This window comes from Brevundimonas sp. 374, assembly GCF_900102995.1.
GTDB classification, from domain to species: domain Bacteria; phylum Pseudomonadota; class Alphaproteobacteria; order Caulobacterales; family Caulobacteraceae; genus Brevundimonas; species Brevundimonas vesicularis_C.
Map to the genome: position 1 here is coordinate 547,821 of NZ_FNKT01000002.1, position 20,343 is coordinate 568,163.

Below are 20,343 nucleotides of genomic sequence, written 5' to 3' on the forward strand. Positions count from 1 at the left end.
GTTGCGATCATACGCCCAAATCCTGACGCCGCCTTACCGGCGCTTGCGGGACTGGAAGACGAAGCCGATGATCTTGGCGGCGGCGTCGAAATGTTCGCGCGGAATGACCTCGTCCACCTCGACGGTGGCGTACAGGGCGCGCGCCAGCGGCACGTTCTCGACGATCGGCACGCCGTGCTCGGTCGCCACTTCGCGGATGCGCAGGGCCAGGGCGTCGACGCCCTTGGCCACGCAGATCGGCGCCCCGTCGCCCTGATCCGGCTCATAGCGCAGGGCGACCGAATAGTGGGTCGGGTTTGTCACGATGACGGTGGCCTTTGGCACATTGGCCATCATCCGCTGGCGGCTGCGCTGCATGCGGATCTGCTTCAGCTTGGCCTTGATGTGCGGGTCGCCTTCGGACTGTTTGAAGTCTTCCTTCAGCTCTTCCTTGGTCATCCGCATCCGCTTGGCGAAGCGCATCTTCTGCCAGATGAAGTCCGCCCCGGCCGTCGCGCCCAGCAGGATGATCGAGGCCACGAACAGCGAGATGGCCATGTCGCGCGCCAGCGGCAGGATCGCCAGCGGACTGATCGAGGCCATGTTCTCGAACTCGCGCAGGTGCGGCTTCAACACCATCCAGCACACCACGCAGACGGCGATCAGCTTCAAGAAGGTCTTGACGAACTGCGCCAGGCCGTCGGGGCCGAAGATGCGTTTGAACCCCTGCATCGGACTGACCGCCGACCATTTGGGCTTCAGCTTTTCGGCCGTGAAGATCAGGCCTGACTGGGCGACATTGCCCCCGACCCCGCCCAGGATGGTCGCCAGCATGACGGCGCCCAGAAAGGGCGCCACGGCCCAGACGGCGCGCACCATGATCTGGTTGCCCGCGCCCGAGTTCAGCACCCCCAGCATTTCGTGCGGGGCGGCGATGAAGGGCAGCATCTGTTCGGCGATGGACGAGGCGAACCAGCCTCCCCCCATCAGGATCACCGCCGCCGCCCCCGCCAGCGACAGCACCTGGGCGACGTCGGGCGACTTGGCCGCATCGCCCTTCTTTCGGGCGTCCTCAAGCTTTCGCGGGGTCGCCTCTTCGGTTTTCGACTCGGGATCCGCGCCTTCAGCCACCGGGGCCTCCCAGCACGAAATACTCCGCCAGACGGCGGTAGCGGTCGATGAAGAGGGTGCCCAGCGCACCCAGGCTCAGCGCGAAGATCGACAGGCCCAGGATGACACTCAAGGGCGCGGCGGCGAAATAGACCTGGAACGACGGCATGACCCGCGCCACAAGGCCGGACGCCAGGTTGAAGATCAAGGCGAAGACCAGCACCGGCGCCGACAACTGCACGCCCAGCAGGAAGCTGTCGCCCAAGGTTCGCACCGCCATCTGGGTGAAGTCGGCCATCATCAGCGGCTGGGCCGGCGAGATCAGCCGATACGAGCCCACCATGCCGGCGATGAACAGGTGATGGGTGTCGGTGGCGAACAGCAGCGTCACCCCCAGCAGGGCCAGAAAGGCGGCGATGGTCGAACCCGGCTGGGCCTGCATCGGATTGGCGGTCTGGGCGAAGCTCAGCGTCGTCTGCAGCGACACGATCTCGCCCGCCGTCGCCAGGGCGCTCATGAACATGCGTAGCAAAAGGCCGATCATCAGGCCCACGACCACCTCGCGGATGATCCACCCGACCATCAGCCCCATGCTGTCCGGCAGGCCCGGCAGCGAACCGCGCACCACCGGCCACAGCGCCAGACTGATGACCAGGGCCAGCGACAGTCGCACGCGCGGGGGCACATAGGCCTCGCCAAAGCCGGGGATCAGCATCAGGATCGCCGCGATCCGGGCGAAGATCAGCCCCCCGGCCCAGACCTGATCAGCGGTCGCATAAGCGTCCACTACATCCCCGCGATGCGGGCCGCGATCTGGCGCATGAAGCCGCCCAACAGGGCGCCCATCAGCGGCAGGAACAGGATCAGCGAAACGAAGATGGCGATGATCTTGGGCGCATAGATCAGGGTCTGTTCCTGGATCTGCGTCAGGGCCTGAAACAGGCCGATCACCACGCCGACGACCAGGCCGACCAGCAGCACCGGCAGGCACAGCTGGATCGTCAGCCAGATGGCGTCGCGCCCGACGTCCAGAACTTCCGCGCCGTTCATCGGCCCACTCCAGCAACTACTGGGCAGAAAATGCCGACAGGATGGTTAACAGGCCGCTAACCAGACGCGTCTTCGTCCAGACCTGACCACGAAAAATGTCGCGTTCGGCCTTGAACGGCGCCGCTTCGATGCCGACCTTCCCGCCTTCGCCTTGGGGAGCGCCATCCATTCGATTTCAGACGAGTTAGACGAATTAGACCCTCTTTTTCCGACTTCGCCGTCTGAACGCGCGCCTGCCTCGTAATGGGGCCGATCTTCGCCTCCCATTCCCTCAAATGCTCCGCTATCTAGGCCGCCATGACCGACGCCCCCGCCTCCAAAGTCTCCCAGGCCGACGCCGAAGCCGCCGTCCGCACCCTGATCGAATGGGCCGGCGACAACCCGGACCGCGAAGGTCTGCTGGAAACCCCCGCCCGCGTCGCCAAGAGCTATCGCGAGCTTTTTCAGGGCTATGAGGTCGATCCGCTCTCCTATCTGGAGAAGACCTTCGAGGAGACGGGCGGCTACGACCAGCTGGTCGTGCTGAAGGACATCCGCTTCGTCAGCTTCTGCGAGCACCATATGCTGCCGGTCGTGGGCAAGGCGCACGTCGCCTATCTGCCGACGGACCGCGTCGTCGGCATCTCCAAACTGGCCCGTGTCGTGCGCGGCTTCGCCCGCCGCCTTCAGATCCAGGAGAAGATGACCTCCGAGATCGCCGAGGCCATCCAGACCGTGCTGAAGCCGCACGGCGTCGGCGTGGTGATCGAGGCCGAACACAGCTGCATGACCCTGCGCGGCGTCAATGCGCCCGGCGCCAGCCTGTCGACCAGCCACCTGATCGGCGTCGTCCGCGACGACCCCCGCACCCGCGAGGAGTTTCTGCGTCTGGTGCGGGGCTGATCTTCGCCTGACAGGCGAACTGGCCCGACGCTTGCGGTGAAGGGATCAAAGGAGGCGCTGACGATGCCCTGGTCCCTGATTTCGACCCGCAATGAGACAGTTCAGATCGCCCGCGGCGGCTGGCTGGACGCGCTGCGTTTCATCGTGGCCTTCCTGATCATCCTTCATCACTTCCAGGCCGCAGGGCCAGAGCCGCTCGCCCATCTGATCAATCCGATCTTCGAACGCGGCGGCTTCCTGCTGACCAACTTCTTCCTGATCGACAGCGGCTATGTGCTGATGCGCGTCTATGGCGCGGCGGTGGACAAGGGTCGGATGTCGCCCGACGACTTCTTCCTGAAGCGGTTCCTGCGGGTCGTCCCCGCCCACCTGATCATGGGTTTGTCGCTGGTCGGCTTCGTGCTGTTGGCCACCGCCGCCGGCTCGCCGCCCCGCAATCCCGAATGGTTCGCCTGGGATCAGCTGCCGGCCCAGCTGCTGTTGCTGCAGTCCTATGGCGTGCATGGCGGCCTGGGCTGGAACGCCCCGACCTGGTCGATCTCGGCCCTGATCGGCTGCTACATGGCCTTCCCCTGGATCATTCGCGGCCTGATGCGTCTGGGTCCTTGGTCGGCCCTGGCCGTCGGCGTCGGCGTATATCTGATCGCCAACCAGCTGTGCTGGTCGTTCCTCGGCTATCCCGTCTATCAGATGCCCATGCGCTACGGCATCATCCGCGCCCTGCCGCTGTTCTTCCTGGGCATGTGCCTGGCCTGGTTCGCCCAGAAGGTCTGGATCGCCCCGCGCCTGGCCGGCTGGGCCGGGGTGCTGGCCGCCGTCGGCTTCTTCGCGCTTCAGCTTCACGACAAGCACGCCCTTGTCGCCCTGACGCTGATCTCGATCATCATCCTGGCCGCCGGCGCCGTGCCTGTGACCAAGCCCTCGAAGTGGGTCGAGACCGCCGCCATGGTCTCCTTCTCCATGTTCATCTCCAACGAGGTGGTCCGCATCGTCTGGTTCGGCGTGGTCAATGCGGTCGAGGCGCGCGTCGCCTTGCCCCTCTTCGTTCAATGGGGCCTGTGGGGCCTGGGCGTCATGGCGGCGGTCGCCTTCGCCTTCGCCTTCCACTTCGCGATCGACAATCCAATCCAGACCCGCATCCGCGCCTGGCTGAAGCGTCGCAGCGCCCGTCGCGGCAAGGCGCAACCCAAGCTCGGCCCGGTCATCTCCATCGACGGCTGATCGACCAACGATCCTCGACCAAAGTCGCTCTCTCCACCCGCCCCGCTCTCGGTCAATGTCGGCGTCCACGCATCCTGAAGGATGTGCAGAACGGCCGATAACGGCGACACGGGAGGAAATGGATCATGGCAACCGACGCACCCCTTGCGTCCGGAGGAGAGGAGCACACCGTCGATCGCAGCGATCGCCTGGTCATCCTCGCCTCATCGGTCGGCACCGTCATCGAGTGGTACGACTTCTATCTCTACGGCTCTCTGGCGGCGATCATCACCGTCCAGTTCTTCTCGGGCGTCAACGAAACCACCGGCTATATCTTCGCCCTGATGGCCTTCGCCGCCGGCTTTGCCGTGCGGCCGTTCGGCGCCATCGTCTTCGGGCGGCTGGGCGACCTGTGGGGACGCAAGAACACCTTCCTCGTCACCATGTTGCTGATGGGCCTATCGACCTTCGTCGTCGGCCTGTTGCCGCCCTATGCGGTCATCGGCATCGCCGCGCCCATTATCCTGGTGCTGATGCGCCTGATCCAGGGCCTGGCCCTGGGCGGTGAATACGGCGGCGCCGCTACCTACGTCGCCGAGCATGCTCCGCAGGGCAAACGCGGCTACTACACCTCCTTCATCCAGATCACCGCGACCGCCGGCCTGGTGCTGAGCCTCGTGGTGATCCTGAGCGTTCGCTACACGCTGGGCGAGGAAGCCTTCGCCGCCTGGGGCTGGCGTATTCCGTTCCTGGTCTCGATCCTGCTCTTGGGCGTTTCCCTGTGGATCCGCCTGAAGCTGGCCGAAAGCCCGTCGTTCAAGCGGATGAAGGCCGAGGGCAAGGGCTCCAAGACCCCGCTGAAGGACAGCTTTGGCAAATGGCCCAACCTGAAGCTGGTGCTGATCGCCCTTCTTGGCCTCACCGCCGGTCAGGCCGTCATCTGGTACACCGGTCAGTTCTACGCCCTGTTCTTCCTGGAACGGGTCATGAAGGTCGACGCCACCCTGGTCTATGTGCTGCTGACCATCGCGCTCCTGGCCGCCTCGCCCTTCTTCATCTTCTGGGGTTGGCTGTCGGATAAGGTGGGGCGCAAGCCGATCATCCTGGCCGGCTGCCTGATCGCGGCCCTGACCTATTTCCCGCTGTTCAACGCCCTGACCCAGGCCGCCAATCCGAAACTGGCCGCCGCCGCCGCCTCGGCGCCCGTCACGGTCTATGCCGATCCGGCCGACTGTAATCTGCAGTTCGATCCGGTAGGCAAGACGGTGTTCAACCACTCCTGCGACGTGGCCAAATCCTATCTGGCCAAGGCGGGCGTGACCTACACCAACGTCGCGGCGCCGGCGGGCACGGTCGCCGAGGTCCGCATCGGCGATCAGGTCGTCATCCCCAGCTTCCGGGGCGACGCCATGGCCCCGGCCGATTTCGCCGCCCAGAAGAAGACCTGGGACAAGAGCCTGGGCGAGGCCCTGACCGCCGCCGGCTATCCGGCCAAGGCCGACAGCGCCTTGGTCAACAAGCCGATGGTGGTGCTGATCCTGTTCATCCTCGGCTTCTATGTGACCATGGTCTACGGACCGATCGCGGCGGCCCTAGTCGAGATGTTCCCGACCAACATCCGCTACACCTCCATGTCCCTGCCCTATCACATCGGCAACGGCTGGTTCGGCGGCTTCCTGCCGACCACCGCCTTCGCCATCGTGGCGGCGACGGGCAACATCTACTCCGGCCTCTGGTACCCGATCGTGGTGGCCCTGGGGACGGTCGTTCTGGGCTTCCTGCTGGTCAAGGAAGGCAAGGACGTCGATCTGAACGCCTGATCCTGCTTTCAGGCGGAATGAAGGGCGGGTCGTCGCAGGACGGCCCGCCTTTCGCTTGTGAAACACCCCGGGCCCGGTTCAGATGTCCCGATGTTCAGCCTGACGATCCTCGGCCTGGTCGCCGCCTATATGGCGGTGCTGTTCGCCGTCGCCTGGTCTCAGGAACGGCCGTCGGCGCGCGCGCGCGGCAAGGGGCTGGGGCCGTCGGTCTACGCCCTGTCCTTGGCCATCTACTGCACCTCATGGACCTACTATGGCGCCGTCGGCACGGCGGCGCGCGACGGGTGGGAGTATCTGCCCATCTACATCGGCCCGGTGATCGGCCTGACGCTGCTGTTTCCGCTGTGGCGCCGGATCGCGGCGGCCGCCCGGCGCGAGAACGTGGGCTCCATGGCCGACTTCGTCGCCTCGCGTTACGGCAAGAGCCAGACCTTGGGCGCCGCCGTCACCGTCGTCGCCATCCTTGGGTCGCTGCCCTATATCGCGCTGCAGCTGAAGTCGCTGTCGATGGCCGGCGCCCTGCTGACCGCCGGCACGCCGGTCGCGGGGTCGGAGGGTCTGACGGTCCTAGTGCTGGCCGGGGTTCTGGCCTTTTTCGCCATTCTGTTCGGCGCTCGTCGTCCCGATCTGACCGAGCACAATCGCGGCCTGATCCAGGCCATCGGTCTGGAGTCGATGGTCAAGCTGGGCGCGCTGCTGTTCGTCGCCGTCTTCGCCCTGGTCCTGCTGCTGAACGAAGGCTCGCCCCCGCGCATCATCGAGGGTCTTGGCGCCCTGGCCGCGCCGCCCGAGGTCACGCCGCGCTTCACCGCCATCACCCTGCTGTCGACCCTGGCCATCTTCTGCCTGCCGCGACAGTTCCACGTCGCCTTCGTCGAAGGCGGTCAGCCGTCGGACGTGAAGCGCGCACGGTGGATCTTTCCGCTCTATCTGCTGCTGACCAGTCTGGCGGTGCTGCCGCTGGTGGCGGCCGGCGCCTTGTTCGCGCCGTCGGTCAACCCGGACCTGCTGGTGCTGGCCCTGCCGTTCCAGCGCGGCGAGACCCTGCTGACCGCCGTGGTCTTCGTCGGCGGCTTCTCTGCCGCCACCGCCATGGTCATCGTCGAGGCCGTCGCCCTGTCGGCCATGGTGTCCAACAGTCTGATCCTGCCGTTTTTGGCGCGCGAGCGTTGGCGGGTGCGCGGCGACGCCTCCGACATGGCTGGGACCATCCTTCAGGTCCGGCGGGGGGCCATCGTCGCGGTCCTGCTGCTGGCTTGGCTCTATTATCAGGCGACGGACCAGTCGCGCGGCCTGGCGGCCATGGGGCTGGTATCCTTCGCGGCGATGGCCCAGCTGGCGCCGGCCCTGTTCGGCGCGGTCCTTTGGCGCGGCGGCCATGCGCAGGGGGCGCTGGCGGGCATGACGGTCGGCATGGGCGTCTGGATCGTCATGCTGGCCATGCCCCAGCTGTCGCCCGGCGCGCCCTGGCACCTGCACGTCATGCTGGGGGTCAAGGATCCGTTGGCGCTCGGCGTCTTCGTCAGCCTGGCGCTGAACCTGGCGGCCTATGTCGGCGTGTCGCGGTTTGCTCAGCCCCGCCTGATCGACCGGGTTCAGGCCCGCGCCTTCGTGGATCGGCTGGGACCGGACTGGATGGAGGCCCGGCCCGCGCCGTCGGGCGCCTCGGTCGGCGATCTGCGCGCCTTGGTCGCCCGCTTCATCGGCGACGAACGGGCCGAGCGCGCCTTCACCGCCTGGGGCGATGAGACCGACACAAAGCTGCGCGACGCCGATCCGGCCGATGCGGCCCTGGCGCGCGCCGCCGAGCGGATGCTGGCCGGCGCCATCGGGGCGGCCTCGGCCCGGCGGGTCATCGCGGCGGCGCTGGCAGGCGTCGGGCGCGCGCCCGAGGACGTGGTGCGGATGCTGGACGAGGCGTCCCAGGCCGTCCAGTTCAACCGCGACCTGCTGCAGACCACGCTCGACAATATCGACCAGGGCGTCATCGTGGTGGACGAAGATCTGCGCGTCACCGCCTGGAACCGGCGCTACGTGGCCATGTTCGACCTGCCGGCCGGCTTCGTCCACGTCGGCTTGCCCATCGCCGTCATCTATCGCCTGAACGCCGAGCGCGGCGAGAGCCCGGACGACATCGAGGCCTGGGTCGAGCGACGGCTGGAGGCGCTGAGCCGCCGCATTCCCCACGACCACGAACGCCAGCAGCCCGACGGCCGGGTGCTGCGCTCCTCAGGCGCGCCGATCCCGGGCGGCGGCTACGCGACCAGCTACACAGACATCACCGCCCTGCGCCAAGCCGCGCGCGAGCTGGAGGAGGCCAACGAACGGCTGGAGGCGCGCGTGGCGGACCGCACCGCCCGACTGGACGAGGCCCGGCGCGTGGCCGAGGACGCCACGGCCTCCAAAACCCGGTTCCTGGCCGCCGCCAGCCACGACCTGCTGCAACCGCTGCACGCCGCACGGCTGTTCATCGCCGCCTTGAAGGAGGAGCCGGCGCTGGAAGACGCGACCAGCCGCACCTTGGCCGTCAACGCGGACCGCGCCATCGACAGCGCCCACCGTCTACTGACCGCCCTGCTGAACCTGTCCAAGCTGGAGGCCGGCGGCGTGCGGACCAATGTCGCGCGGCTGTCGCTGGGCGGCCTGTTCGACGAACTACGCCGCGAGTTCGCGCCCGTGGCCGAGGCCAAGGGTTTGGATCTGACCGTGATGTCCAGCCGCCTGTGGGTCGCGTCCGACCGTGATCTGCTGCGCTCCATGCTGCAGAATCTGGTGGCCAACGCCATCCGGTATACGGATGTCGGCCGGGTGTTGGTCGGGGCGCGTCGGCGGGGCGAGACGGTGCAGCTGTTCGTCTGCGACACCGGACGCGGCATTCCCGACACCGAACACGAAACCGTCTTTGGCGAGTTCGTGCGTCTGCCGGGCGCTGTCGACGAACCGGGCGCAGGCCTGGGCCTGGCCATCGTGCGCCGCCTGTCCAGCCTGCTCGATCACCCGCTGGAGCTGAGTTCCCGTGTGGGGCGCGGCACGACCTTCCGCATCACCGTGCCGCGCAGCGCGGCCGACCTGCCCGCCGAGGCGCCGCCGGTGCGCGAGGCGCGCCTGCCGCTGGCGGGTCTGCGCGTGCTGTGCGTGGACAATGAGCCGGTGATTCTGGACGCGCTGAACGCCCTGCTCACCCGCTGGGGCGCGCGGCCGACGCTGGTCGCCAGCGTCGAGGCGGCCAAGACGGCGCAAGGGCCGTTCGACGCCGCCGTGGTCGATCTGCATCTGGGCGATGGGCCCGAAGGGTTCGCCGTCATCGACTGGCTGAGGCCCCAGGGCGTGCGCCGCATCGCCCTGGTCACCGCCGACACCCGCGACGGGCTGAACGAACAGGCCACGGCGGCCGGCGCCGTCCTTCTGCCCAAGCCGATCAAGCCGGCGGCGCTGAAGGCCTTCCTGTCGAGCTAGGAGCTGGCGGGTTAAGCCGGGTCCAACGACTTGGCCAGGATCACCGCCTGGGTCCGGTTGTGAACGCCCAGCTTTCGAAACACGCTGGTCAGATGCGCCTTGATGGTGGCTTCGGAGACGCCCAGGTCGAAAGCGATCTGCTTGTTCAGCCGGCCGGCCTTCAGCCCTTCGAGAATCCGCAGCTGCGACGGCGTCAGGCTGGCCACGCGGCCGGCCAGATCGTCGTCGGCCTCGGGCACATCCGGCGCCCAGCTGTCGCCGGCGAGAATGGCGGCGATCGCCTCGACCATCTGCGGCAGGGACGAAGACTTGGGAATAAAGCCGGCGGCGCCCAGACCCAGGGCGTGACGCACCACCGGCGCGTCCTCGCTGGCCGAGACCACCGCCACCGGCACGGCCGGCTGTTCGGCCCGCACGGCGGCGAGGCCCGCCATCCCCTCGCTGTCCGACAGCTTCAGATCCAGCAGCAACAGATCGACGGCGCCCGCAACCATCGCCGCCTTGGCCTCGGCCAGGCTGGCGCATTCCACCACCTCCGCGCCCGGCGCCGCCTTGTCGACGGCCGAGCGCAGGGCGGCGCGAAACAGGGGATGGTCGTCGGCGACGACGATGCGATCCATGGGCTTCCTTCCGTGCGCGGCGTCTGACCGGCCGCGTCGTCGCCATCATGGCGCGGTTCGACTTTGGTCGAAATTAGACCAATGGCCAATGGCTCCCCGAGGCCGGAGGCGGAAAGGTCGTCAAAGGGACGCCCGCGCGAGACGGGCGCGGGAGGTTCATCATGATCAAGACAAGCCTGATGGCGGGAGCCGCCGCCGTTGCGCTGATGGCGACGCCCAGCCTGGCCTCGGCCCAGGACCAGGCCGCGCTCGAGGCGCGCATCGCTCAGCTCGAAGCCCAGTTGAACGCCCTGAAGTCCGAGGTCGTCGCCGCGCGAACCCAGCAGGCGGCGCAACAGCAGGACATCATCCGCCTGGAGACCCGCCCGGCTGCGCCCGCCCCGGTTCAGCAAGCGGCGGCGCCCGCCGCACCCGGCGACGGCTTCCGCATCGGCGACCACACGGTCAAGTTCGGCGGCTTCGTCAAGGTGGACGCCTACGCCACTCGCTATTCCGGCGGCGATCCGGTCAATGGCGACGCGCTGCGTGAATTCCATATTCCCGGCTCCATCCCCATCGGCGGGACCGATGAGGATACGGCGACCGACTTCAACGCCCGCCAGACCCGGTTCTGGCTGACCACCGACGGCATGATCGGCGGCCACAAGATCGGCACCCGGATGGAGATGGACTTCCAGACCCTGCCCGGTGCCGGCGACCAGCGCACCACCAGCCCGGCCAACCCGGCCCTGCGTCGCGCCTTCATCACCATCGACAACTGGCTGATCGGGCAGGAGTGGACCAACTTCCAGAACACCGCCGTCCTGCCTGAATCCGCCGACTTCATCGGCGCGGCGGAGGGCACGGTCTTCGCCCGTCAGGTCCAGGTCCGCTATACGCGCGGTCCCTTCTCGGTCTCGGTCGAGAACCCCGAGACGACCGTAACCCCGTACGGCGGCGGCGCGCGCATCGTCGCCGACGACAACAGCCTGCCGGACTTCACCGCCCGCTATGCGGTGTCCAAGCCTTGGGGCGACGTCCAGATCGCCGGTCTGCTGCGTCAGCTGAAATACCAGAACCCCGCGACGAACATCGATTCCACCGCGACGGGTTGGGGTCTGTCCGCCTCGACCAAGATCAAGGTCGGCGCCAAGGACGATCTGCGCCTGATGGTGACGGGCGGCGAGGGCATCGGCCGCTATGTCGGCCTGAACTTCTCCAACGACGCGGTGCTGAACGGCTCGGGCGATCTGGATGCGATCGGCGTCGTCGCCGGCTTCGCCGCCTATCGTCACGTCTGGGCGCCCGGCTGGCGTTCCAGCCTGATCTGGTCGGCGCAGAAGGTGGACAACGACACCGGCTTTACAGGCCTGGCCGCCAACCGTTCGGCCCAGAGCCTCCACGCCAACTTGATCTGGTCGCCGGTTACGGCGTTTGATGTCGGGGCCGAGCTGATGTTCGCAGACCGCGAGATCGAGACCGGCGCCAGCGGCGACATGACCCGTCTGATCCTGTTCGCCAAATACGGATTCTGATTTGATGCCGGAGACGTCTCGCGTGCCTGATCCCGCCCTCTATCCCGTCCCCGCCGACTGGGCCGCCAAGGCCCATATGGACCGGGAAACGTATGAGGCGGCGCGGATCGCCGCGCGCGAGACGCCGGACGCCTTCTGGGCCGAACAGGCAAAGCGTCTGGACTGGATCACCCCGCCGACCCGGATCAAGGACGTCTCCTTCAACAAGGAAGATTTCCGCATCCGCTGGTTCGAGGACGGCGTCCTGAACGTCTCGGCGAACTGCATCGACCGTCACCTGCCCCATCGCAAGGACGAGACGGCGATCATCTGGGAAGGCGACGATCCCGCCAACAGCCGCCATATCACCTTCGGCGAACTGCACGCCGAGGTGTGCCTCATGGCCAATGTGCTGAAGGCGCATGGGGCCAAGAAGGGCGACCGGATCACCCTGTATCTGCCCATGATCCCCGAGGCCGCCTACGCCATGCTGGCCTGCGCGCGGATCGGTGCGGTGCATTCGGTCGTCTTCGGCGGCTTCTCGCCCGACAGCCTGTGCGGCCGGATCGAGGACTGCGGTTCCAACCTGGTCATCACCGCCGACGAAGGTCTGCGCGGTGGCAAGCACATTCCGTTGAAGGCCAATGTCGACGAGGCCCTGACGAAGGTGAAGGTCGACACCGTCCTAGTCATCCGCCGCACCGGCGCCGACGTGCCGATGATCGAGGGCCGCGACTTCGACTATGGGCTGGAGGCCGCCAAGGCCGACGCCGACTGCCCGCCCGAGCCGATGAACGCCGAGGATCCGCTGTTCATCCTCTATACCTCCGGCTCGACCGGTAAGCCGAAGGGCGTGCTGCACACCACGGGCGGCTATCTGTTCTGGGCCGCCTGGACGCACGAGATCGTCTTCGACTATCGCCCCGGCGAGGTCTTCTGGTGCACCGCCGACGTGGGCTGGGTCACGGGCCACTCCTACATGGTCTATGGGCCGCTTGCGAATGCGGCGACGACCCTGATGTTCGAGGGCGTCCCCAACTATCCCGACGCCGGCCGCTTCTGGCAGGTGGTGGACAAGCACAAGGTCGAGATCTTCTACACCGCCCCCACGGCCCTGCGCGCCCTGATGCGGGAAGGCGATGCGCCGGTGAAGGCCTCTTCGCGCGCCTCGCTGCGTCTGCTGGGAACCGTTGGCGAACCGATCAACCCGGAGGCCTGGCGCTGGTATCACGAGGTGGTCGGCGACGGCCGTTGCCCCATCGTGGACACCTGGTGGCAGACCGAGACGGGCGGCCATCTGATCACGCCCCTTCCCGGCGCCACCGACCTGAAACCCGGCTCGGCGACCCTGCCCCTGCCCGGCGTCGAGCTTCAGATCGTGGACGCCGAGGGCCAGCCCCTGGAGGGCGCCGTTTCCGGCAATCTGTGCATCACCGACAGCTGGCCGGGCCAGATGCGTACCGTCTATGGCGACGACCAGCGCTTCTTCGACACCTATTTCTCGACCTATCCCGGCCGCTACTTCACCGGCGACGGCTGCCGCCGGGACGAGGACGGCTACTACTGGATCACCGGCCGGGTGGACGACGTCATCAATGTCTCGGGCCACCGGATGGGCACGGCCGAGGTCGAGAGCGCGCTGGTCCTGCACGACGATGTCGCAGAGGCGGCGGTCGTCGGCTATCCGCACGACATCAAGGGCCAGGGCATCTACGCCTATGTCACCCTGAACAATGGGGCCGAGGCGACCGAGGATCTGAGAAAGGCGCTGGTCGCCCACGTTCGACACGAGATCGGCCCTATAGCCGCCCCCGACGTGATCCAGTGGGCGCCGGGCCTGCCCAAGACCCGGTCGGGCAAGATCATGCGCCGCATCCTGCGCAAGATCGCCGAGAACGAGATCGGCTCACTGGGCGACACCTCGACCCTGGCCGACCCGTCGGTCGTGGACGATCTGGTCAAGAACCGCGCCGGGGCCTGAAGACGCGGGTTCAATGCGGGGGCTGATGCGCCTATCTGTGCGTCACCCCGCCGCAGCCTGAGCCGTCCATGCCTCGTTTCCTATCCCGCCTGCCGATCGACGGCTATCTGCTGGCCCTGATCGGCATGGTGATCCTGGCGGCCCTGTTCCCCGCCAGCGGACAGGCGGCCGTCGTCATGGACGGGGTGGTCAAGGCCGCCATCGCCCTGCTGTTCTTTCTGTATGGCGCGCGAATGTCGCCGGCGGCCATCGGCGCGGGCCTGCTGCACTGGCGGCTTCAGGGCACGGTCTTCCTGTCGACCTTCCTGCTGTTTCCGCTGCTGGGGCTGGGCCTGGTCTTTCTGATGCGAGGATCGCTTCAGCCCGATCTGCTGACCGGGATGCTTTATCTGTGCCTGCTGCCGTCCACGGTGCAGTCGTCCATCGCCTTCACCTCCATCGCCGGCGGCAATGTCGCGGGCGCCCTGACCAGCGCCAGCCTGTCGAACCTGCTGGGCGTGATCGTGACGCCGCTGCTGGTCGCCCTGCTGATCGGCGGCGCCAATGGCGGCATCCATCTGCAGTCCATCCTCGACATCGGTCTGCAGATCCTGGCCCCCTTCGCCGTGGGCCAGCTGTGCCGCCCGCTGCTGAAGGACTGGCTGACCCGCCACGCCAAACTGACCGGCCTGGTCGACCGCGGCTCCATCCTGCTGATCGTCTACGCCGCCTTCAGCGAGGGCGTCGTCGCCGGCGTCTGGTCCCAGGTCGCGCCGCTGGATTTGGCCAAGGTCATCGGCCTGAACATCGCCCTGCTGGCCATCGTCCTGGCCCTGACCCTATTCGCCGGGCGAGCGCTGAAGTTCGACCGCCCCGACCGGATCGTCATCCTGTTCTGCGGCTCCAAGAAGAGCATGGCCACCGGCATCCCCATGGCCGGCATCCTGTTCGCCGGTCACGCCGTGCCCCTGATCGTCCTGCCGATCATGCTGTTCCACCAGATCCAGTTGTTCGCCTGCAGCATCATCGCCCAGCGCTATGCGCGTGAGAATGAAGCGGTGGCAGTCCTCGAACAGACCGCATAGGTCCGGCGCGACTTGAGCTCAATCAGTGATTAGGCCGGGTCCGCTTTAGTATTCCTGTACACATTATCATGCCTTCCGACGCATTAACGTCGGCGATCAAGGTTAAGCCGCGTTAGGTGTGTTCGCTCGCGTGACCTTAACGGGCGGCGTTCTAGTGTTCCTCTGCAATGTGCAGATCGGAACCGCAGATGACCCAAGGTATCCTTCGCGCTCTCGCCGCCGCCACGCTCGGGCTCGGCCTGGTCGCCGCCGCCGCTCCCGCCTTCGCCGGGCCGACCGCAGGCGGCACCTATCGCCTTCGCGCCACCGTGCCTGTCGCGTGCTGGGTCAAGCCCACCTCGCCGGTCCTAGCCGCCGCCGGTCGCTCTGGAGAGGTGGTCGAGGCCTGCAACAGCCCCGGCGGCTTCACCGTCTCGGCCCAGTATCGCCCGTTGTCGCTGACCGAAAAAGCAGTGATGTTCTATGGCGACCGGACGTTCGATCTGGACAAGTCCGGCATGCAGACCCTGCGCCGCTCCAGCATCGCGACGATCCGTTCGGTGTCCTATCGCTTCGACGAAGTCGAACTGGAACAGCCTTTGATCCTGGCCCTGACGATCCAGCCGATCTGATCGACGGCGACATGCATCTCAATTGAAAAGAGGCGGGGACGCGCGACGTCCCCGCCTCTTTTTGTTTGGCGCCGGCGCTTAAAGCGCGGCGACCGTAAAGGTCAGGATGTCGGAATAATCGCCGGCGCGCTTTCCGGTCGTGCTGCCGACGCTGATCGTCAGCGGATAGTCGTCCAGCCGCGCGCGACGCGACACCACATCGACCCGACCGCCGCGCGACAGGTCCATTTCGCGATCGCCCAGCACCAGACCATAGGGCACATACCATTCGCTTGCGCCCTGACGCAGGCGGCCCTGGTTCTGCGAGGCCACCGACACGCTGTATCCGGCCGTGCTCAGAACATAGAGGGTCGTGCGCAGCTGCCGAACGCCTTGAGTCAGTTCCCCCAGGTCGATCGTCGGCGTGCCGCCGTTGCGACGAAACTCGCCCTTCAGACCCATGACGGCGGCTGACGGCACCTGGAGGCTAAGCGTGACGGGCTTTTCCGCCAGCGGTCGGCCGTCCGGTGTTTCCAGATTGATGAAGGCGTTCTGGGAATAGAGACCCGCCGACAGGGTCTCAGCCGGGGCGGCGGTAAAGGAGAAGCGCATCAAACCACGCTCGCCGGCCGCTAGGTTGAGCGGCCGCACCCCGATGCGGCGCGCGCTCTGGCCCGCGCGCGGCGTGACATCCGCGCCGCCACGCTCGTCGACCAGGGCGTAGGCCATGCGCTGGGCGCCGGCTTCGTTGACCAGACCGAACTGCTCGCCGCGCAGTTCGACTCGGCTGACGGCGGTGCAGGGTCCGTCGCCCTGGTTCACCACGGCGACATCGAATTCCTGCATGGCCACGTCCTGATCGAACGGCTCGTAGCGCATCATCCATTGATCGGCGCCGGATTCGATCACCAGTTGGCAACCCGGCGCAGCCTGGCTGGGCGCGGCCGCCATCAAGGTCGCCGTCGCAGCAGCAGCGGCCAGGAGCAGGGCGGATGTACGATTACGGGACATTTCAGCCTCCTCGGCTAAGTCTTGGGCTCAGGCTTCGGGCACGTCGAGCGGAACGGTAATGGTCTCGAGATCGAGCAGACCTTCGTTGTCCGCGGGAACCGTAAACTCGAACCCAAGCGCCGGCGTCGAGAACAGTTCGACGCGATAGCGCTTGCCCGGCTCCAGGTTCTGAACCGCAAACCGTCCAACCGAGTTGGTGAAGAACAGTTCGGGCTGTGCGTTCGCATCATCAAGGGGCGTCACACGACCCGAGATCAGCGACACAGGACGGTTTTGGTTGCCGACCAGACGACCCAGCGCGCTGACGAACTTGGCGCTGCCGACCTGGATGGCGTAGCCGCTCTTGTAGGTCGGGCGGACGCGCGCGATGCCGTCGCCGATGTTGTAGCCCAAGGGCGCGTCGAGCACGTCATAACGCACCGACTGGTTCACATAGGCCGTCAGATTATTGGCCACCGCGCCGCCCAGCAGGCCGCTACGGCCCGTGTAGCGACCGCCTTCGAAGCTGTCGCCGACGATGACGGGGTGATCGTCGATGCTCTTGTGCGGATAGACGATGGCGAAGCTGTCGTAGATGTTGCGGCCCACAGCGACCTTGCCACCGGTGGTCGAGATCGACGATCCGAAGCGCAGGTTTGTGATCTGCTCTTGGGTGATATTCGAGAAGTCCCGCCCGAACGCCGTATGGCTCAGGCTGGCGTCGAAGCGGTTGCCGACATAATCGACCTGGCCCGAAACGGTCGCTGGACCATCGTCATAGGTGGAGGCCAGCGAATAGCCGAAGGAACCGACGCGGTTCTCACTGGACTGTTGCGCGCGCACGCTGCCGCTGTTGCGGGCCGAGTTATAGCGACCTTCGACACGACGATCGTATCGCGGCTGCCAGATCAGGGCGAAGGTTGCCCCGAAGCCGCCGGACTGGAGGCCGCCGAAGCTGGCGCCGAAGTCGGAATATTCCAACCCGACCTGCGCGCTCCATTCCGGCGCGAACCGGTAGGTGGAGGTCGCGTTGATCGAATAGGAATCGTCGATCAGATCGCTGCGGCTCATCCGATAGGAAGCGCTGACGTTCGCCAGCCAGTCCTGCGAGAACTGGTGCGAATAGCCGCCGGAGAATACCCATGACGTCGGGTTCTGGCCGGTCGGATTGCCGATGGAGGAGAAGTCTTCTGACGTGAAGTCGGCGACGACGGTCCAGCTATCGAAGGTCTCGCCCAGATCGACGACGTGATCGTAGCCCAGCGCAAACGCGTAACCGACGCCGGGATCGCCGTTGCTGGCGGCGGCGTCCAGGCGAACGCGCGCGCCGTTGCGCAGGATCAATTGGCTTTGGCCCGACAAGGTCTGGGCGTCCTGCGACGCCTGGAAGCCGATTCCCACAGCAGGTCGGTTCTCGAACGCCTTGCGCCAGAAGCCGGTGAAGGCCAGTTCGCCTCCGGAATAGTCGGGCGATCCGAAGATGCCGTTGTTGATCGCGCCGAAATAGGCGCCGTATTCGTAGTCGCCCGGTTCAAGTTCGATAGCGTCCAGATAGGCGCTGTAGGCGACGGTTTCGGCGCGGCCCGAGTCGTTTTGGATTTCCAGCTGGATGTCGTTGGAGCCGGTTTCCAGCGGCAGGTTCGTCAGGTCGTACTGGCCGGGATCAAGGCGAAACTCGCGTACGAAGACGCCGTTTCTCAGCACACGGATCGTCGAGGCTTCCTGAAGCACCAGTTGACGGCCGCCGGCCAGGACATTGTTGCGGAAAGAGTCGAAGCGCTGACGCTGACGCGACACGCCGACGCCGCCGAGCTGCGAGAAGCCCTGACGACCGCGGATTTCCGGTTCCAGATCGCCGAGATACCAGCGGCGATAGTCTTCGGGCTGATCGAAGACGAACCGGGCGTAGCGACGCTCGACATTGTATTCGCCGGTGAACAGATCCTCGCGGCCCTGAACGTCGGCTTCGAACACCAGGCGCTTGTAGCGGATGGCGCCGTTCAAGAAGACGCTGGGCTTGCTGACATCGCCTGTCGATTCCCGCCGCTGGATCGAGACGTTGCTGTTCAGATAGGCGCTGAAAGGTTCGGGCGGCAGGCCCGGCGTTTCGGGCTTGCCGCCGCGAAACAGCGACTCGACTGTGCGCTTGGTCGGATCAATGCGCAGGACCAAAACGGCCAGCTGTTCCGGGTCATAGTCCAGCTGAATGCCGGTGTCGTTGATCTCTTCGGGCGCAAACGACGTGACGCCTTGCAGCCGCGTCGCGAGCTCGGTCTGGGCTTCAGGGGTCAGCAGCGGATCGATCAGCGTCTTGAAGCCCGCCGTATCGACGATGAAGCGGTCGTCGCGCGTCAAGACGACCGGGAGTTCACCCAGCACGCGACTGTTGAAGTTCAGCGGCACCGTCATCGGGATGTCGCGATCGTAGGGGTTGATGTCGCGACGTTCGCGCGGCGCGGCAGGCGCAGATGCAGTCGGCGGCGTTTGCTCGACCGGAGCCGGCGTCTCAGGCGCAGCCCCGGCCATCGTTGGGGCGGGCGCGGGCGAGGCCGCCGCCTGCATGGCTTGAGCGCCAGAGGCGGCGGCTTCGCCGGCCGCCAGACTGGCTCGATTCAGAGCCGCCGTGGCTTCCTGCGCCGCCTGTTCGTAGGCCACGCTAGCCGCCCTAATGGCGGCCAACGCCGATGATTCCGGAACGCACGCCAGCCCCCAGGCCAGTGCGAGAACCGAGACGCCCCCCAGCGCTCTCATCGTCCGAACTTCAACGTGACGGGCTTGGCCGGATCCAGCGCCGTGCCGGTGGGCAGTTTAAAGGTTCTCTTGCCGCCGCCGGGCGCCAGGTAGCCGACGCCGACGGTCTTGGAGATCTCACCGCTGTCGTATTCGCGGCGGAAAGGCTGGCCGGCGGTATCGGTGCCTTCAACGATCCAGGTAGCGCCGCTCATCAAGGCATAGCGTTTGCCGGTGTTGGACACGACGATCTCGATACCGGGTTCCGCAGGCGGCGGCGGCGCGGCCTGACCATTCGTGAGGGTGGGATCGATCTCCGGCGCCGGCGGGCTGACCAAGGCGGGCGTCACCGAGACGACCTCGACCTTCGGCTCGGCGCCGGGCGGCGCCACGACGATCAGCGCCTTCATCGTATAGAGGACCTGGACCGACACCGCGCCGCCGCTCTCGGGCGTGGCGGTGGGGTCGGTGGCGACCGGCAACTGGCGGACCCAAAGGTAGTAGGCGTGCGACGTCTCGATCTTGGGATCACCGACCCACTGGACCCGAACCACCTGACGACCATTGACGGGCACCAGCCCTTGGGGCGGGAAGACCAGGAAGTCGTCGTCGGCGTCCGTCTCGGTCACATTGCCGTTGGCGTCGATATCCATGCGCGTGATGCGCGTCTCGAACGGCAAGGCGACGGATCCGACATTGCCGACCTCGATCCGGGCGGCCGATCCGGCGCCGGTCGTGGTCAGTTCGGACACCATCGGCGACACGCGCATGGCCCATGCGGCACCGGCGACAGCCATGATCACGAGCGCAACAGCAAACACGCTGATCGCCAAGGCGACAGACCGGCCCCTGCAAACGCTGAACAATGAAGACATTGTGTTACTTCCCCCGAAGACCGATCTGACGCCGGCTTGAGATTCCCGTCGCGAGCCGCCGCGCCCAGGCTGCTGCAAGCGTCGCGCCAGCTTCACTTAAGCATGGCGTAACAATGGTGACTGAAACGCAAACAGGGGGGACATGCAGACCCCCCTGTCGCCGTTTCTCAAGTCGTTCTGAAGATCAGAAGGCTTGGATGTTGACGGTCAGCTGGCCTTCATAGGCGCCGGCGAGCAGCGACTTGGACGGAACGGGGATGTTCACGTTCAGGGCCATGGCCGACTTCCAGGCGCCGTGGCTGGCGCTGGTGGAGTTGGCGTTGGCGGCCAGGTTGATGTAGTTGCCGTTGGTCGCGGCGGCCGTGGAGCCGACGGCGCCGGCGGTGTAGGTGCCGGTGACCGAGTAAGGCAGGTTGGCCTGGAAGACGTTGGAGTCGTAACCGGCGCCCGAGTTGTTCACCAGGCCGCGGATGTCGTTCTTGGACACGGTGACGGTGTTCGAG

At 66.5% G+C, this 20,343-nt stretch carries 17 protein-coding genes; 8 read left to right on the forward strand and 9 right to left on the reverse strand.

Annotation, left to right across the window (positions count from 1 at the left end; all coding sequences use genetic code 11):
* Positions 1 to 33: 33 nt before the first annotated feature.
* Genes flhB through BLR19_RS14870 form a run of 4 tightly spaced genes read right to left on the reverse strand, consistent with a single transcriptional unit; the run spans position 34 to position 2,308 of the window.
* On the reverse strand, positions 34 to 1,110 hold the full coding sequence (flhB, locus tag BLR19_RS10150; protein ID WP_091750338.1) for a flagellar biosynthesis protein FlhB: 1,077 nt from the start codon (positions 1,108 to 1,110) through the stop codon (positions 34 to 36).
* Complete coding sequence (gene fliR / locus BLR19_RS10155; RefSeq protein ID WP_066629549.1) at positions 1,103 to 1,876, reverse strand: flagellar biosynthetic protein FliR; 774 nt, start codon at positions 1,874 to 1,876, stop codon at positions 1,103 to 1,105. The genes flhB and fliR overlap by 8 nt, the downstream gene beginning before the upstream one ends.
* Positions 1,876 to 2,139, reverse strand: coding sequence for a flagellar biosynthesis protein FliQ (gene fliQ, locus BLR19_RS10160; protein WP_017505641.1), 264 nt, complete (start codon positions 2,137 to 2,139; stop codon positions 1,876 to 1,878). The genes fliR and fliQ overlap by 1 nt, the downstream gene beginning before the upstream one ends.
* 16 nt (positions 2,140 to 2,155) lie before the next feature.
* A complete protein-coding gene (locus tag BLR19_RS14870) occupies positions 2,156 to 2,308 on the reverse strand; it encodes a hypothetical protein (RefSeq protein WP_176758326.1) in 153 nt (50 codons plus the stop codon).
* Positions 2,309 to 2,436: 128 nt separating this feature from the next.
* On the opposite strand from BLR19_RS14870, the gene folE reads away from it, so the two are divergent.
* The 4 genes from folE to BLR19_RS10180 all read left to right on the forward strand — a co-directional run bounded on the left by folE (position 2,437) and on the right by BLR19_RS10180 (position 9,497).
* Positions 2,437 to 3,021 carry a GTP cyclohydrolase I FolE gene (gene folE, locus BLR19_RS10165; RefSeq protein ID WP_055806832.1) on the forward strand — a complete coding sequence of 195 codons (585 nt, stop codon included), beginning with the start codon at positions 2,437 to 2,439 and terminating at the stop codon, positions 3,019 to 3,021.
* A gap of 63 nt (positions 3,022 to 3,084) precedes the next feature.
* Positions 3,085 to 4,242, forward strand: coding sequence for an acyltransferase family protein (locus BLR19_RS10170; RefSeq protein ID WP_091750497.1), 1,158 nt, complete (start codon positions 3,085 to 3,087; stop codon positions 4,240 to 4,242).
* A 125-nt stretch (positions 4,243 to 4,367) separates the two neighbouring features.
* On the forward strand, positions 4,368 to 6,041 hold the full coding sequence (locus BLR19_RS10175; protein ID WP_017505637.1) for an MFS transporter: 1,674 nt from the start codon (positions 4,368 to 4,370) through the stop codon (positions 6,039 to 6,041).
* 90 nt (positions 6,042 to 6,131) lie between these two features.
* Entirely contained in the window at positions 6,132 to 9,497 is a 3,366-nt protein-coding gene (locus BLR19_RS10180; protein WP_091750341.1) for a hybrid sensor histidine kinase/response regulator, read from the forward strand.
* Between the two features lie 11 nt (positions 9,498 to 9,508).
* Here BLR19_RS10180 and BLR19_RS10185 read toward each other — a convergent pair whose 3' ends face one another.
* Positions 9,509 to 10,117 carry a response regulator transcription factor gene (locus tag BLR19_RS10185; RefSeq protein ID WP_091750344.1) on the reverse strand — a complete coding sequence of 203 codons (609 nt, stop codon included), beginning with the start codon at positions 10,115 to 10,117 and terminating at the stop codon, positions 9,509 to 9,511.
* 161 nt (positions 10,118 to 10,278) lie between these two features.
* Between BLR19_RS10185 and BLR19_RS10190 the strand changes: the two genes are divergently transcribed.
* The 4 genes from BLR19_RS10190 to BLR19_RS10205 all read left to right on the forward strand — a co-directional run bounded on the left by BLR19_RS10190 (position 10,279) and on the right by BLR19_RS10205 (position 15,266).
* Positions 10,279 to 11,631 (forward strand): DcaP family trimeric outer membrane transporter, encoded by a 1,353-nt coding sequence (locus BLR19_RS10190; RefSeq protein WP_091750347.1) that lies wholly within the window; start codon positions 10,279 to 10,281, stop codon positions 11,629 to 11,631.
* A gap of 4 nt (positions 11,632 to 11,635) precedes the next feature.
* Positions 11,636 to 13,591 (forward strand): acetate--CoA ligase, encoded by a 1,956-nt coding sequence (gene acs, locus BLR19_RS10195; protein WP_091750500.1) that lies wholly within the window; start codon positions 11,636 to 11,638, stop codon positions 13,589 to 13,591.
* 68 nt (positions 13,592 to 13,659) lie between these two features.
* Positions 13,660 to 14,655, forward strand: coding sequence for a bile acid:sodium symporter family protein (locus BLR19_RS10200; protein ID WP_091750350.1), 996 nt, complete (start codon positions 13,660 to 13,662; stop codon positions 14,653 to 14,655).
* Positions 14,656 to 14,843: 188 nt separating this feature from the next.
* Entirely contained in the window at positions 14,844 to 15,266 is a 423-nt protein-coding gene (locus BLR19_RS10205) for a hypothetical protein (RefSeq protein WP_055753852.1), read from the forward strand.
* Between the two features lie 78 nt (positions 15,267 to 15,344).
* Here BLR19_RS10205 and BLR19_RS10210 read toward each other — a convergent pair whose 3' ends face one another.
* The 4 genes from BLR19_RS10210 to BLR19_RS14875 form a co-directional block, all read right to left on the reverse strand.
* Positions 15,345 to 16,256: a hypothetical protein gene (locus BLR19_RS10210; protein ID WP_143007363.1), complete on the reverse strand. Its 912-nt coding sequence runs from the start codon at positions 16,254 to 16,256 to the stop codon at positions 15,345 to 15,347.
* Between the two features lie 27 nt (positions 16,257 to 16,283).
* Positions 16,284 to 18,890, reverse strand: a complete 2,607-nt coding sequence (locus tag BLR19_RS10215; protein WP_218119381.1) for a fimbria/pilus outer membrane usher protein — start codon at positions 18,888 to 18,890, stop codon at positions 16,284 to 16,286.
* A gap of 92 nt (positions 18,891 to 18,982) precedes the next feature.
* The gene (locus BLR19_RS10220; RefSeq protein ID WP_143007364.1) at positions 18,983 to 19,762 is read right to left on the reverse strand and encodes a fimbrial biogenesis chaperone; all 780 of its coding nucleotides are present in this window, start codon (positions 19,760 to 19,762) and stop codon (positions 18,983 to 18,985) included.
* Positions 19,763 to 20,024: 262 nt separating this feature from the next.
* Positions 20,025 to 20,343: hypothetical protein (locus BLR19_RS14875; RefSeq protein WP_218119382.1), on the reverse strand; the 319-nt coding region annotated here is incomplete at its 5' end.